14 protein-coding genes and 1 tRNA gene are annotated in these 13,310 nt (G+C 68.4%); 7 read left to right on the forward strand and 8 right to left on the reverse strand.

Annotation, left to right across the window (positions count from 1 at the left end):
• Positions 1 to 26 precede the first annotated feature (26 nt).
• Positions 27 to 1,028 carry a LysR family transcriptional regulator gene (locus IED13_RS09815; protein ID WP_191124071.1) on the reverse strand — a complete coding sequence of 334 codons (1,002 nt, stop codon included), beginning with the start codon at positions 1,026 to 1,028 and terminating at the stop codon, positions 27 to 29.
• A gap of 191 nt (positions 1,029 to 1,219) precedes the next feature.
• Between IED13_RS09815 and IED13_RS09820 the strand changes: the two genes are divergently transcribed.
• A complete protein-coding gene (locus tag IED13_RS09820) occupies positions 1,220 to 1,807 on the forward strand; it encodes a nitroreductase family protein (protein WP_038363026.1) in 588 nt (195 codons plus the stop codon).
• A gap of 128 nt (positions 1,808 to 1,935) precedes the next feature.
• On the opposite strand, the gene IED13_RS09825 is transcribed toward IED13_RS09820, so the two are convergent.
• A complete protein-coding gene (locus IED13_RS09825; RefSeq protein WP_038363023.1) occupies positions 1,936 to 2,178 on the reverse strand; it encodes a DUF2312 domain-containing protein in 243 nt (80 codons plus the stop codon).
• A gap of 230 nt (positions 2,179 to 2,408) precedes the next feature.
• Between IED13_RS09825 and IED13_RS09830 the strand changes: the two genes are divergently transcribed.
• From IED13_RS09830 to pyk, 3 genes are all read left to right on the forward strand, one after another.
• Positions 2,409 to 3,713: a glycerate kinase type-2 family protein gene (locus tag IED13_RS09830; RefSeq protein ID WP_191124072.1), complete on the forward strand. Its 1,305-nt coding sequence runs from the start codon at positions 2,409 to 2,411 to the stop codon at positions 3,711 to 3,713.
• 2 nt (positions 3,714 to 3,715) lie between these two features.
• A complete protein-coding gene (locus IED13_RS09835) occupies positions 3,716 to 4,162 on the forward strand; it encodes a DUF1036 domain-containing protein (RefSeq protein ID WP_191124073.1) in 447 nt (148 codons plus the stop codon).
• 77 nt (positions 4,163 to 4,239) lie between these two features.
• A complete protein-coding gene (gene pyk, locus IED13_RS09840; protein WP_038363019.1) occupies positions 4,240 to 5,679 on the forward strand; it encodes a pyruvate kinase in 1,440 nt (479 codons plus the stop codon).
• A 136-nt stretch (positions 5,680 to 5,815) separates the two neighbouring features.
• Here pyk and IED13_RS29090 read toward each other — a convergent pair whose 3' ends face one another.
• Entirely contained in the window at positions 5,816 to 6,454 is a 639-nt protein-coding gene (locus IED13_RS29090; protein WP_112764903.1) for a tetratricopeptide repeat protein, read from the reverse strand.
• A 157-nt stretch (positions 6,455 to 6,611) separates the two neighbouring features.
• Positions 6,612 to 6,737, reverse strand: a complete 126-nt coding sequence (ykgO, locus tag IED13_RS09850) for a type B 50S ribosomal protein L36 (RefSeq protein WP_038363015.1) — start codon at positions 6,735 to 6,737, stop codon at positions 6,612 to 6,614.
• A 247-nt stretch (positions 6,738 to 6,984) separates the two neighbouring features.
• Between ykgO and IED13_RS09855 the strand changes: the two genes are divergently transcribed.
• Complete coding sequence (locus IED13_RS09855; protein ID WP_142023042.1) at positions 6,985 to 7,194, forward strand: hypothetical protein; 210 nt, start codon at positions 6,985 to 6,987, stop codon at positions 7,192 to 7,194.
• 45 nt (positions 7,195 to 7,239) lie between these two features.
• On the opposite strand, the gene IED13_RS09860 is transcribed toward IED13_RS09855, so the two are convergent.
• Both IED13_RS09860 and IED13_RS09865 read right to left on the reverse strand, forming a co-directional pair.
• Positions 7,240 to 8,553, reverse strand: coding sequence for an MFS transporter (locus IED13_RS09860; RefSeq protein WP_191124074.1), 1,314 nt, complete (start codon positions 8,551 to 8,553; stop codon positions 7,240 to 7,242).
• 53 nt (positions 8,554 to 8,606) lie between these two features.
• Positions 8,607 to 9,002, reverse strand: a complete 396-nt coding sequence (locus tag IED13_RS09865) for a MarR family winged helix-turn-helix transcriptional regulator (protein ID WP_191124075.1) — start codon at positions 9,000 to 9,002, stop codon at positions 8,607 to 8,609.
• Between the two features lie 89 nt (positions 9,003 to 9,091).
• Between IED13_RS09865 and hisE the strand changes: the two genes are divergently transcribed.
• Both hisE and IED13_RS09875 read left to right on the forward strand, forming a co-directional pair.
• On the forward strand, positions 9,092 to 9,469 hold the full coding sequence (gene hisE / locus IED13_RS09870; RefSeq protein WP_191124076.1) for a phosphoribosyl-ATP diphosphatase: 378 nt from the start codon (positions 9,092 to 9,094) through the stop codon (positions 9,467 to 9,469).
• 244 nt (positions 9,470 to 9,713) lie between these two features.
• Positions 9,714 to 9,790: transfer RNA gene (locus tag IED13_RS09875), tRNA-Arg, on the forward strand.
• Positions 9,791 to 10,113: 323 nt separating this feature from the next.
• Here the strand turns inward: IED13_RS09875 and IED13_RS09880 are convergent.
• Together IED13_RS09880 and IED13_RS09885 are read right to left on the reverse strand one after the other, a co-directional pair.
• Positions 10,114 to 11,352: a flavin monoamine oxidase family protein gene (locus IED13_RS09880; RefSeq protein ID WP_191124077.1), complete on the reverse strand. Its 1,239-nt coding sequence runs from the start codon at positions 11,350 to 11,352 to the stop codon at positions 10,114 to 10,116.
• A complete protein-coding gene (locus IED13_RS09885) occupies positions 11,349 to 12,893 on the reverse strand; it encodes a cation:proton antiporter (protein WP_191124078.1) in 1,545 nt (514 codons plus the stop codon). The genes IED13_RS09880 and IED13_RS09885 overlap by 4 nt, the downstream gene beginning before the upstream one ends.
• Positions 12,894 to 13,310: the final 417 nt, after the last annotated feature.

The following is a 13,310-nucleotide window of genomic DNA, read 5'->3' on the forward strand; positions in this document are numbered from 1 at the left end:
CACGCGAAATCGCGTGATGCCGGGGATCACGCCGGCTGATGCTCCGGCGCGGCGGCAACCCTGGCGACCGCTTCGCCGCTTTCCCACGGAGCCTCCCGGGAGACGCCTCGCTCCTGCATCGCCATCTGGCAGGGGTCCCAATAGGGCGTGCCGGCGAAGCGCTCGACGAGCAGGTCGATCAGCACGCGCACCTTGCCCGGCACGAAGGCGCCGGGCGGGCGCACGACATAGAGCCCGCGCGTCGGCATCGGATAATCCAGCAGCGCGTGCTTGAGCGCGCCCGAGTGGATCGCGTCCGACGCGATGAAGTTCGGCAGCACGACGAGGCCGAGCCCGGCCACGGCCCATTCCAGCAAGGTCTCGCCGCTATCCGAGCGCAGCCGGCCCGGCGGCCGGACGGAAACCCAGCGCTTGCCCATCCGGAACGTCCATTCCTGCTCGGCGGTCCCGGTGTAGAGCAGGCAATCATGCTCGGCGAGATCGTGCGGCGTCGCGGGACGGCCCTTGCGGGCGAAATAGGAGGGGCTGCCGAGAACGGAAGTGTGAACCGGCGCGATGCGCCGGGCGATCAGGCTCGAATCCTTCAGCGTCCCGACCCGGATCGCCGCATCGAACCGCTCGCCGATCAGGTCGACATATTGATCGCTGGCATGCACGTCGATCTCGAGCCGGGGATATTTCAGCGCAAGCTCCCGCAGCAATGGCGCGACATGGCGGTTGCCGAAGGTCAGCGGCATGGCGAGCCGCAACCGGCCGGCGACGCCGCCCGCCTGCTGCGCCACCGCCTCGCGCGCCTCCTCCAGCTCCGCCAGGATGCGCTCGCTGCGGGCCTTGAACTCGTTGCCGGCCTCGGTCGGGCTCACTCCGCGCGTCGTGCGGCTGAGCAGGCGCGTGCCGAGCTCCTCCTCCAGCTTGCTGACGCGGCGGCTGACGATGGATTTCGACAGGCCGAGAATCTGGGCCGCGCGCCCGAACCCGCCTGTCTCGGCGACGGCGATGAAGCTGCGGATATCGTCGAGCTCCGCCATGGGGCGTTCCTCCAGATGCAACAGTCTGGTGCCTATTATGGGTGTTCCGGTGCAGCAAGTGAACCGCTACCTCTCCACCACCGAACATCAGGTCCCGCTTTCGCAGAAGGGCGCCCCAGGGTGCGTTCCGAGAAAAGCCATTCCGGCTCATCGGCCTGCCAGCGTGATCCGCGTTCACCTACGAGGAAACCATGCTCGACAAGCTTAAGAAGCGCCGTACGCAATATGCCCTCGGCAAGAACCTGCCGATCTCCGAAACGCAGGTCGATGCCCTGATCAGGGACGCGATCCGCCTGTCCCCCTCCAGCTTCAACTCGCAGAGCTCGCGCGCCGTCGTCCTTTTCGGCAAGGAAAGCGACAAGTTCTGGAACATCGCCAGCGAGGCGCTTCGTGCGGTCGTGCCGGCGGCTGATTTCCAGGCGACGAGCAAGAAGCTCGACAGCTTCGCCAGCGGCGCCGGGACGGTGCTGTTCTACGAGGATCAGGAGCCGGTCAAGGCGCTCCAGGCCAATTTCCCGCTCTACGCGCACAACTTCCCGATCTGGTCCGAACATTCGACCGGCATGGCGCAGTTGGCGGTGTGGACGGCGCTTGCCGACGCCGGTATCGGCGCGAGCCTTCAGCACTATCATCCGCTCGTCGATGCCGACGTGGCCAAGACATGGAACATCCCGGCCTCCTGGGAGCTCAAAGCCCAGATGCCCTTCGGCTCCAACGAGGCCGGCTTTGCGGAGAAGACCTTCATCGACGACGAGCTGCGGTTCCGCACCCACCGTTGAACGAGGCTCGCTCGCGACCGGGCAGCGCCGGACGGACCGGGCTGCGTTTCGTCGCCTGAACGAACCGCTTGAAAAGCAAACGCCGCTCGGGATCTCTCGAGCGGCGTTTCAGTATTCTCTGTCGAGGCTCAGACCGTCTCGCCGACCGCCTGGAGATAGAGGTCGAGGATCGCCTCTTCCTCCTTGCGCTCCTCGAGGTCGCGCTTGCGCAGCGCGACGACCTTGCGCAGCACCTTGACGTCGTAGCCGTTGCCCTTGGCCTCGGCATAGACCTCCTTGATGTCGTCGGCGATCGTCTTCTTCTCTTCCTCGAGCCGCTCGATGCGCTCGACGATGCTCTTGAGCTGATCGCCCTGAACCGGATCGTCCATGTCATATCCTTCCGGGATCGTAAAATTCGGCCGGCAGCGTTCGCCCGGAACGGGTCCGGGCGTCAAGCCGCAACGCTTCGCAGCGGCGCGTCCTTCAACAGATCCGATGCCGCGGCAGCTTCAAAAGTATGATTACATCATCAAAAGGCAGATGACGCGCGCGCGCGCCCGGCCTAAGACTCGGCCATAAACAACCGCCCTCGACGGGCGGCGCGGGGGCGAGGCGCGGCGTGCGGCCATCATCGATCGACATCAGCGAACTGCGCCTGACCGCGCGGACGATCTACGATGCCGCCGTGGCGCGCGCGCATCCTTCGGGCTGCCTGCCGCAGCATCTGCCGCCCGCCCCGGAACGGGGCCGCCTGATCCTGCTCGCCGCCGGCAAGGCCGCCGGCAGCATGACGGCGCTGGCGGAGGCGCATTACCTCGAGGGCGGCCTGCCGCCCGAGCGTCTCACCGGCCACGCCGTCGCCCGCCACGGCTATACCGCGCCGACCCGGCTGATCCCGATGGTGGCCGCCGGCCATCCGGTGCCGGACGAAGGCAGCGTCGCCAGCGCCGGCCGCGCGCTCGAACTCGCAGCCTCCGCGACAGCCGACGACCTCGTGCTCGTCCTGCTTTCCGGCGGCGGCTCGGCCAATTGGGTCGCGCCCGCCGGCCAGCTGACGCTCGCCGAGAAGCGGGCCGTGACCAAGGCGCTGCTGCGCTCCGGCGCGCCGATCGGCGAGATGAACATCGTCCGCAAGCGGCTCTCGCGCATCAAGGGCGGCCGGCTCGCGCTCGCTGCCGCGCCGGCCCGGCTCCTGACCCTCGCGATCTCCGACGTTCCCGGCGACGATCCCGCCGCCATCGCCTCGGGCCCGACCGTGCCCGATCCGAGCACGATGGCGGACGCCCGCGCCATCGTCGCCCGCTACGGGCTCGATCTGCCGCCGGCCGCCCGCGCCCTCATCGACGACGACGCCAATGAGACGCCGAAGCCCGGCCACCCCGCCTTCGCCAACAGCACGTTCCGCATCATCGCCCGCCCGGCCGATGCGCTCGCCGCCGCTCGCGCCGCCGCCGAGGCGGCCGGCTATGAGGTGATCGATCTCGGCGCGGATCTGGAGGGCGAGGCCCGCGAGGTCGCCGCCGCCCATGCCGACATGGCCAGGCGCCTGAAGGCCGAGGGCCGGCGCGCCGCGATCCTCTCCGGCGGCGAATTGACCGTGACCTTGCGCGGCTCCGGCCGCGGCGGCCCAAGCCAGGAATATGCGCTGGCGCTCGCCATCGCGCTTGGCGGAGAGGCGGGCATCGTCGCGCTCGCCGGCGATACGGATGGCACCGATGGCGGCGGCGGCGAGGCGACCGACCCGGCCGGCGCCGTCATCGATCCCCAGACATTGACGCGCGCGGCCGCGATCGGCCTTGATCCTGCCCGATCCCTCGCCGACAACGATTCGACCGGCTTCTTCGAAGCGCTCGGCGATTTGCTGCAGCCGGGACCGACCCTGACGAACGTCAATGACTGCCGCGTGATCCTGATCGAACCGTGAGAATGCCCGGACATCCTCGAACGGCCGCCTTTGCATGGGCCGTCGGCGCCGCCTTCCTGCTCCTGGGCGCGCTGCCGGCCAAGGCCGATCTGCGCATGTGCAACACCACCACGAGCCGCATCGGCGTCGCCATCGGCTATCGCGACGCGCAGGGCTGGACGACCGAGGGCTGGTGGAACATCAGCCCGCGCGGCTGCGAGACGCTGCTGCGCGGCACGCTGGCCGCGCGTTATTACTATGTGCACGCCGTCGATTACGACAAGGGCGGCGAATGGACGGGCAAATCCGTCATGTGCGTGCGCAACAAGGAATTCACGATTCGCGGCATCGAGGACTGCCTGGCGCGCGGCTATGATCGCGCCGGTTTCTTCGAGGTCGATACGGGCGAGCAGAAGAGCTGGACCATCCAGCTCACCGACACCGCCGGCGGGGCCCCACCCCGGCCCTGAGGCCGGGCCGAACGGGACCAGGCCGCACGAAACGACAGAGATGGCGGCGGGCTTGGAGCCGGCCGCGGGGGAAGACGATGAAGCGCGAACGCCGGATCAAGATCATTGCCACGCTGGGCCCCGCCTCCGCGACCGAGGAGATGTGCGCCAAGCTGTTCGAGGCCGGCGTCGACGTCTTCCGCATCAATATGAGCCACACCCAGCGCGAGACGCTCCATGACAAGGTCGCGATGCTGCGCGGGCTGGAGGCGAAGTTCCGCCGGCCGGTCGGCATTCTCGCCGATCTGCAGGGGCCGAAGCTGCGCGTCGGCTCCTTCGGCGGCGATGGCGGCGCCATGCTCGAGAAGGGCGCGCGCTTCATCCTCGATTCCGACCCCGCTCCGGGCGACGTGAACCGCGTCTACCTGCCCCATCCGGAAATCCTGAGCGCGCTCGAGCCGGGGCACCATCTCATTCTCGACGACGGCAAGCTGCGCCTCATCGTCGAGCAGGCGACGCCCGAGCAGGCCGTGACGAAGGTGCTGATCGGCGGCCGGCTCTCCTCGCGCAAGGGCGTCAGCCTGCCCGACACGGTCATTCCGGTTTCGGCGCTGACGGAGAAGGACCGCTCCGACGCCGAGGTCGCGGCCGAGGTCGGTGTCGACTGGATCGCACTCTCCTTCGTGCAGCGGCCGGAGGACATGGCGGAGCTGCGCAAGATCGTGCGCGGCCGGGCGCTGGCGCTCGCCAAGATCGAGAAGCCGCAAGCCGTCGCGCGGATGGAGGAGATCATCGACGCCTCCGACGCGATCATGGTCGCGCGTGGCGATCTCGGCGTCGAGATGCCGCTGGAGAAGGTGCCGGGCACGCAGAAGCGGCTGACCCGCATGGCCCGGCTCAAGGGCAAGCCGGTCGTGGTCGCGACCCAGATGCTCGAAAGCATGATCACGAGCCCGGTGCCGACCCGCGCCGAGGTCTCCGACGTCGCGACCGCGGTCTTCGAGGGCGCCGACGCGGTGATGCTCTCGGCCGAGAGCGCCGCCGGCCAGTATCCGGTCGAGGCGGTGACGATGATGAACCGCATCGCCGAGGAGGTCGAAAACGACGCGGTCTACCGCTCGATCCTCGATTCGCAGCGCAACGAGCCGGAGGCCACCGGCGCCGACGCCATCGCCAAGGCTTCCCACGAGATCGCCGAGACGCTGAACCTCAAGGCGATCTGCGCCTGGACCTCGTCCGGCTCCACCGCCTTCCGCATTGCGCGCGAACGCCCCAATTCGACCGTGATCGCCCTGACGCCGAACCGCGCCACGGCGCGACGCCTCACCTTGGTCTGGGGCGTCCACGCCATCGTCACCAAGGACGCAAGCGACGCGGACGACATGGCCTTCCGCGCCTGCAAATTCGCAGTGCGCGAGCATTACGCCAAGATCGGCGACCGGGTGATCGTCGTCGCCGGCGTTCCCTTCGGCACGCCGGGCGCGACCAACATGGTCCGCATCGCCTTCGTCGCGCAGGAGCATGTCGCGAAGGCGTGAGCCGGCCATCGCTCAGCGTCATTCTCGGGCGAAGCGAAGCGCAGACCCGAGAATCTCGGGACGACAAAGCGCTGAAATCCACTTCGGCGAGAGATGCTCGGGTCAAGCCCGAGCATGACGGGAGGTTTCCGGGCGCTCAGGTATCGCGCCCGTCGACCTCGAATTTGAGCGACTCGACGGCCTTCTTCACCGTCTCGAATTCCGGATAGACATCCAGCGCCCGGCGGAAGGCGACCATGGCCGCCTTGTCGTCGCCCTGCTGGCGCAGGATGAGGCCGAGCCCCATCATCGCGCCGTAATGGCGCGGCTCGCGCTTCAGCGTCTCGCCGATGTCGAACAGCGAGCGGATCGGGTCGCCGGCGATGTAGAGCGCGTTGGCGCGCTGGTTCCAGGCCTCGGCCCAGTCCGGCTGCAGGCTGATGACCCGGTCGAGCAATTCGATCGCCAGATCCGTCTGCTTGGCCTTGAGCGCCTCCTGCGCCCGCGTCATCAGCAGGTCCGCCGTGTCGGAGCCCGAGCGCGCCCAGCGTCGCTGGATCAGGTTGGCGACGCCCTGCGCCTCTTCCGGCGTTTTCGCGTCATGCAGGCGCTGGAACAGCCGGTCGAGCGTCGCCGCCGGCGTGCGCGGCGCGGGAGCCTCCGGCGCGGCCGGGTTTTCCATCTTGTCGGAGGGCGCGACCGAGCCCGGCCGCTGCGGCGGAACGGCCTGCGCCATGGCGCCTGCCGATGTCAGGGCCAGCGCCAGAAGGGCGGTGCCGATGCGAGATGCGCTCATGAGGGAGAATTTAGTCGCCCTGTCCGGGACGTCAAATCACGCACCGGCGAGGCGGGACGGCGCCTGCGCGAGGCAACGCAAAAAAGCGGCACGCCATCGGCGTCCCGCTTCGCAAAGTCCTGGCTCCGCCGCGCGGCCTTGCAGGCTGCGTGGAAGCTCAGCCCTGACGCGCCTTGAAGCGCTTCTGGACCTTGTTGATGATGTAGACGCGGCCCTTGCGGCGCACCAGCTGGTTGTCGCGATGGCGCGCACGCAGCGACTTCAGCGAATTGCGGATCTTCATTGTACCAACTCCATCGGCCCGCCCTCGCGAGCGCGCCGGTCAAAAAACTCACAGTCTGCGAAGCGAGCCTCGCGGCCCTCATCGCCCATGACAACGGTGCGACTGTTGCGATGTCGGCTGTATACGGATTTTTCCGTGGATCGCAAGTGCGATCGCCACCGCTCCGGCAGGAAATCCGCTTTCCATCCTCGGGAACCTTGGCGACAAGACAGCGTTCCCATCCTCGCCTTCACCGGAGACCCGGCCCATGCGCCTGCCCCTTCTCGCTTCCGCCCTCGCCGCCGCCCTCATGCTCGCCGCCTGCGGCAACACCGTGGAGCAGCGCATCGGCGGCGCCGCTGTCGGCGCCGGCACGGGCGCCGTCGTGGCCGGACCGGTCGGCGCCGTCGTCGGCGGTGCAGCCGGAGCCGTCACCGGGCCGTCCGTCGCGCGCGCCACGCGCCGCGCCACCCGCTGAGCGAAGGGCCGAGCCTGCGACGCAAGGCTCGGCCACCCGCATTTCCTAGGCTGCGGCGGCCTGCCGGGCCCGCAGCGGCAGGCTGCCGCCCTTGAGGCAGACCGCCATGCCGGCAGCGATCAGGCACAGCGCCCCGGCGATGAAGAAGGCCGGCAGGTAGCTGTCATAGGCCGTGCGGCTGAAGCCCGCCCCATAGGCTGCGAAGGCGGCGCCGAGCTGGTGGCCCGCGAAGATCCAGCCGAAGACCAGATTGGCCCGCTCGCCGAAGCGGTCGGCGGTGATCTTCACCGTCGGCGGCACGGTCGCGACCCAGTCGAGCCCGTAGAACACGGCAAAGAGCGACAAGCCGTAGAACGAAAAATCGGTGAAGGGCAGGTAGAGCAGCGACAGCCCGCGCAGGCCATAATACCAGAACAGCAGCCAGCGGCTGTCATAGCGGTCGGACAGCCAGCCCGAGCCGACCGTGCCGATGAAGTCGAAGACGCCGATCATCGCCAGCACGCTCGCCGCCGTCACCGCCGCCATGCCGAAATCGCCGCAGAGCGAGACGAAATGCGTCTGGACGAGGCCGTTGGTGCTCGCCCCGCAGACGAAGAAGGTGCCGAAGAGCAGCCAGAAGGCGCCCGTCCCGGCCGCCTCGCGCAGCGCCAGCAACGGCGACATCAGCATCGCCCCGAAACCGGCGGGCTGCGCCGGCGCCGGCACGATCCGGTCGCCACCATAAGGCGCGAGGCCCAGATCGGACGGCCGGTCCCGCATCAGCAGCAGCACCATCAAGGCCGCAAACAGCAGCATCCCGAGCACGAAGACGAGCGCGCCGCGCCAGCCGACACTGTCCGCCAGCCCGGCCAGCAGCGGCAGGAAGACGAGCTGCCCGGTCGCGGTGCTCGCCGTCAGCAGGCCGATCACCAGCCCCCGCCTGTGCTGGAACCAGCGCGTCGCCACCGTCGCGCCCAGCACCATCGCGGTCAGCCCCGTGCCCAATCCGACAACGACGCCCCAGAGCAGCACGAGATGCCAGATCTTGGTCATCGCGAAGGAGCCGAGAATGCCGCTGGCGATCAGCACGAGCGCGGTGCTCGCGACCCGCCGGACCCCGAACCGGTTCATGAAGGCCGCCGCGAAGGGGCCCATCAGGCCAAACAGCACGAGCCGCACCGCCAGCGCCGAGGAGATATCCGCCGTCGCCCAGCCGAATTCCCGCTCCAGCGGACCGATCAGAACGCCCGGCGCGCCGACCGCGCCGGCCGTGACCAGCATGGTCAGGAAGGTCACGGCGGCGACCACCCAGCCATAGTGAATGCCTCGGCGCCCCAGCGCGCCGGCAAGGCCGGACGGCGGATGAACGATCTGATCCATCGTGATCTCCATTAAGGGCATATGCCCGCATTATGTCCGAAACAAAGGCTTCGTCAGTTCGCCGCGACGGCTTCCAGCAGCGCCAAGGTGGTGGGGCCGAGCTCCTGCTCCATCTGGCTCTGAATGCCGTCCCAGAGCGGCCCGGCCTCGTTCAGGAGCGCTTGGCCGCGTTCGCTCAGCTCGACCATGGCCTCGCGCTGGTCGTCGCCACGGCCGAGTTCCACCAGCCCCATGCGCTGCAGCACGCGGACATTGCGCCCGATGGTCGAACGGTCGAGCTCGGTCAGGCGGGCGAGCTGCGTCAATGTCAGCGGGGCGTTCCGCTCGATGTTCCGCATCAGGCTGTACTGGGCGATATTGATGCCGAGCGGCGCGAGCGCGCGATCATAGACCCCGGCCACCCGACGGGTCACGGTTCTCAGGACGGTGCAATAGCAGCGGGAAGGCATTTCCGGGGTATATACCCGCAATCCCTCCCCGGCAAGCCCTCGCCCGCCGCTGTCATCAAACTCACATTTGGCCGCTTGAGGGTCGGATGATGAGTGATTCGGTCCAGAGACTTCACGCTGCCATCAGGCGGACCCGCGGAGGCGACCCCAGCCGCTCGCGCACGGCCAAGCTCTTCGCCGGCGGCATGGCCAAGATGGCGAAGAAGGTGGCGGAGGAGGCGGTCGAGACCGGCATCGCCGCACTTCAGGGCCAGCGTCGCGAGACGATCCTGGAAAGCGCCGACCTGATCTACAATCTCGTCGCCCTCTGGGCGGCCATGGGCATCGAGCCGAACGAGATCTGGGGCGAACTCGAGCGCCGCGAGCGGCTGTACGGGATCGCGGAGAAGCTCCCGAAGGGCCGCCCCCCTGCCCGGCCCAAGCGCGAACCGCGCCCGAAACTCGCCATCGGCTCGCCCGTCGGCTGATGGCTCGGCGGCATCGAACCCGATCCGGCGATCTGCTTTCCGGTCACCGGGCTTGGCTCGCCGCGGCATTGTAGGACGCCTCCTCGGCGTCTTCGGCCCGCTTGTCCAGCCGGGTGACGCCCAGCGCTGTCCACAGCCGAGCCCCTTTGCGAGGCACCGTCATTTTCTGGGTTGCCAAGACGAAAGCGAGCGGCTACATCCGCCGCATCAGGCCAGACGCGCAAGCGTCTTGACGCACTGATACGCGCCCGTAGCTCAGCTGGATAGAGCATCAGACTACGAATCTGAGGGTCAGAGGTTCGAATCCTTTCGGGCGCGCCATTACTTAGCTCTCTTTCGAGAGCCCCGTTTGCAGCCCGGTTACAGGGCCGCTTACAAACACAAACTCCCCCTTGGTTCTGGGATCGGCGCTTGGCGCGCAGGTCGATGACGTTGTCGATCTTCGCTCGTCCATTGCCTGTGAGGCTGCGGCGCTCTGCCTGCCGGCGATAGATTTTGGCCTCCTTGTCGGTGGCATGCTCGATGGGGCCATGACCTCGGCATCGTGCGCGCCGGCCATCGCCAGCTCCACGCCGCGCGCGTGACGAAGTCCGGGCGGGGTGAGGCCGAAGCGCATGACACCCGCGACAACGCTCCTCAGGTCTCTAGACCTGCAAACGAGCCTTCCGCGTTGCCAGAACGGCTCGTGCGGCAGCAAGGCCGGTTTGAAAGGCGCCATGCGCGGTCGAGAAATCCTGCGTCGAGCAGGCCTCGCCGGCAAAGAAGAGCCTGCCATCGACATCCCCGGCGAGAATGGCCCGGGCTTCGGCATGGCCTGGCAAGGCGTGGCTGTAGGAGCCTCGCGCAAAAGGCTGGCGGCCCCAGCGCGATTGCGCGATCGGCTTCAGCCGGCTCCGGATCCCCGAGCCGAAAAGCCCGGCCAGCTCATCGAGCGCGAAAGCGGCGAAAGCGCCGCCATCGGCTTCGAGCTCGCGTGCAGCCGCGCCGCCGACGAAGCCTTCGATCAGCGGCCGGCCGAACGGCCTCAGGTGGTAACTTGCCGTTCGCGCCACATACGGATTGCCCAGGACCTGCGTGTCCGGTTCGAATCCGTCGCAATCGGACAATTTGAAGATGATCTTGTCGGCCAGGCCGAGAGGCAGCGCACTGGCGGCATCGATGTGATCCGAAGCCCGCGGCGGCAGACGTATCCCGCCGGAGGCAAGCACGTCGGTCGGGACGGTGACGATGACGCGCGCCGCCTCGATCTCGCCTCTGGCGGTGGTCAGCCTCAACGCGCGTCCCGATGCGTCGATGCCCGAGACCGGCGTGCCCAACGCGACCGGAACGTCCTTCGCCGCGGCGGCAATGAGGCGGCCATAGCCCTCGCTCACGCGCCAGTTCACGCCGCTGTCGGCATCGGCATAGGCGAGATAGTCGCGGATCGAAAGCTGCTCCAGCTCCGTGCCGTTGATGTAGGTGCTCAGCGCCTCGAGATAGGGCGTCCAGCGGTCGCGGGCATCGAGACGATCCGAGGCGCGATCGCTGCCGGGCGGCGCCTCACGCAGGCGCTGCTCGAAACGGGCGAAGGCCGCGCGCGCGGCGTGCTGGTCGGCCGCGGGAAAGCCGAGATCGCGAAACTGGACGCCCCATGGCGGCGTGGTTCGGTCGAGCTGGAAGCCGAGCTCCGGTGCCAGCGCGGCCCAGGGGTTTCGATCCGCCGAATGAAGCCAGCCGCAGCCGAGGTCGAAATGCAGGCCGTCGCCGAAAGCGGTATGCGCCCGCCCGCCGATCCTGTCGGTCGCCTCGATCAGAAGCACGGCAAGCCCGGACGCGGCGAGATGCCGGCCTGCGGCCACGCCGGCCGCTCCGGCCCCGACGATCGCGACATCGAGCGGCTTCATGCAGTGCCCTCCCGCGGGGAAGCGCCGAGCTCCAGCCAGTCGAGCTCCTCCTCGAGTCGGTGGAAGGCGTCGTCGCCGATGGTGCCGCGCTGCCGCAGATCGAATGCCGTCTTGCGCGCAACCGCGAGCGCCGTCCGCCGCAGGGCGTTATGGTCGGTGTCGAGCTGCGCGGTCCGCCCGGTCTGCTCCAGCATGTCGCGATACTCCTGCCGGATCGGCGCCGCAGCCGCCGGAAGCGCGCCTTCGAGCGATTCGATCGCCGCCTCAAGCGCCGCCTTCCGCGCCAGGGCGAACTCACGGTCGACCGGGTGATCGTCGCTGATGGCGAGATAGCGCAGCAGCGGCGCAAGCGTCAGCCCCTGGATCAGCAGCGTACCGACCACGACGGTGAAGGCGCAGAGCAGGATCATGTCCCGATGGGGGAAACCGGCGGGAAGGGCGTAGGCGGCGGCGAGCGTGACGATGCCGCGCATGCCGCTCCAGGCGACGACGGCGCTGCCCTTGATGTTCCGGAGCGAGGCCGCCTTGTCGCTCGCGCCGGAGGTTCGGCCCGGACGCATGAGGGCGAGCGTCCTGTAGGTCGCCACCCATGTCAGCCTGACCACGATGACGGTTGCGAGAACCGCGAACGCGATCCAGGCATTTTCGACGCGCTGCGCGGCGTCGAAACCCTCGAGGATCGGCCTCAACTGCAAGCCGACCAGCACGAAGGCAAGGACCTGGAGCACGAAGACCGTGGTCTCCCACACGGCATAGGAGGGGATGCGCAGCCGCGCGCTCGTCCGGGCCGGTGCTGTTCGCGCGAGAACGATGCCATAGACGACGATGGTGATGATCCCGGACAGATGCAGCCGCTCCGCCAGGATCCAGACGCCGAAGGTCGAGATGAACTGCAGGATGATGGCGCTTGGCGGGTCGCCGAACAGCGCGAGCAGCCGCACCGAAACCCAGCCCAGCAGCGCGCCGAGAATGATGCTGCCCACCGTGACGAGGGCGAAGGCCGGCAAGGCGCTCGTCAAGCTGAAGCTGCCGGCTGCGACGGCTCCCAGCGCCAGGCGGTAGATCAGCAGCGCGGTCGCATCGTTCAGCAGGCTCTCGCCCTCGAGGATCACGACGATGCGATGGGGCGGCCGCACCCTGCGCAGGATCGCCGTCGCCGCGACGGCGTCCGGCGGCGCGACGATCGCTCCCAGCGCGATCGCAGCCCCCCAGGGCAGTTCGGGCACGAACCACCGCGCCACCAGGGCGACGGCAGCGGTCGTGACGCCGACGGCGATGAACACCAGGCTGGTCACCGGCAGCCAGTTCCGGCGCAGATCGCGCGGCGAGCTGTCGAAGGCCGCATCGAGCAGGATCGGCGCGACGAACAGGGCGAGCACGAGCTCCGGATCCAGCGTGATGCGCGGCGCATTGGGAATGAAGGCGAGCGCCGTCCCGCCGATGGCGAGCACGACCGGGTAGGGGATACCGGCCCGCCGCGACCCCGCTGCGAGAAGGACAGCCCCGAACATGATGGCGAGGATCGACTCGAACAGGACCATGCCCTGCGATCTTATCGCCGTTTCAGGAGGTGTCGATCACGATCGATCGGAGCGTCGTCGCTGCCGTATCTCAAGCTCCTCAGGCGCGGAGGGCGCGAACATGTGCCTGAGCCGCTGCCGCCTCCAAGCTTTGTCGCTTGCGGCAGTTTCTGGAGCTGTCCCGGTGGCCCCGCAACCATCCGAGAATGGGCAGCGCTTTGATGTGAAAGGCGAATTGCGCGCGCCACGCCGCGGCACCGGCCTTGCTCTCTCCGGATAAGGGCGACCGACCCTCGCTTATCCGTCCTCGAACGGTTGGAGCAATGGTGCTATGGGTGGGAACTGCCCGGAGCCATTCTGGATCGTGCCCCGAATGGCCGCCGCGATCTTGCCGCTCCCGCTTCCTCCCCGGCTCACCAAGCGCGAACAAGGAAGATG

It is taken from the genome of Allobosea spartocytisi, from assembly GCF_014764685.1.
Taxonomy (GTDB): Bacteria; Pseudomonadota; Alphaproteobacteria; order Rhizobiales; family Beijerinckiaceae; genus Allobosea; species Allobosea spartocytisi.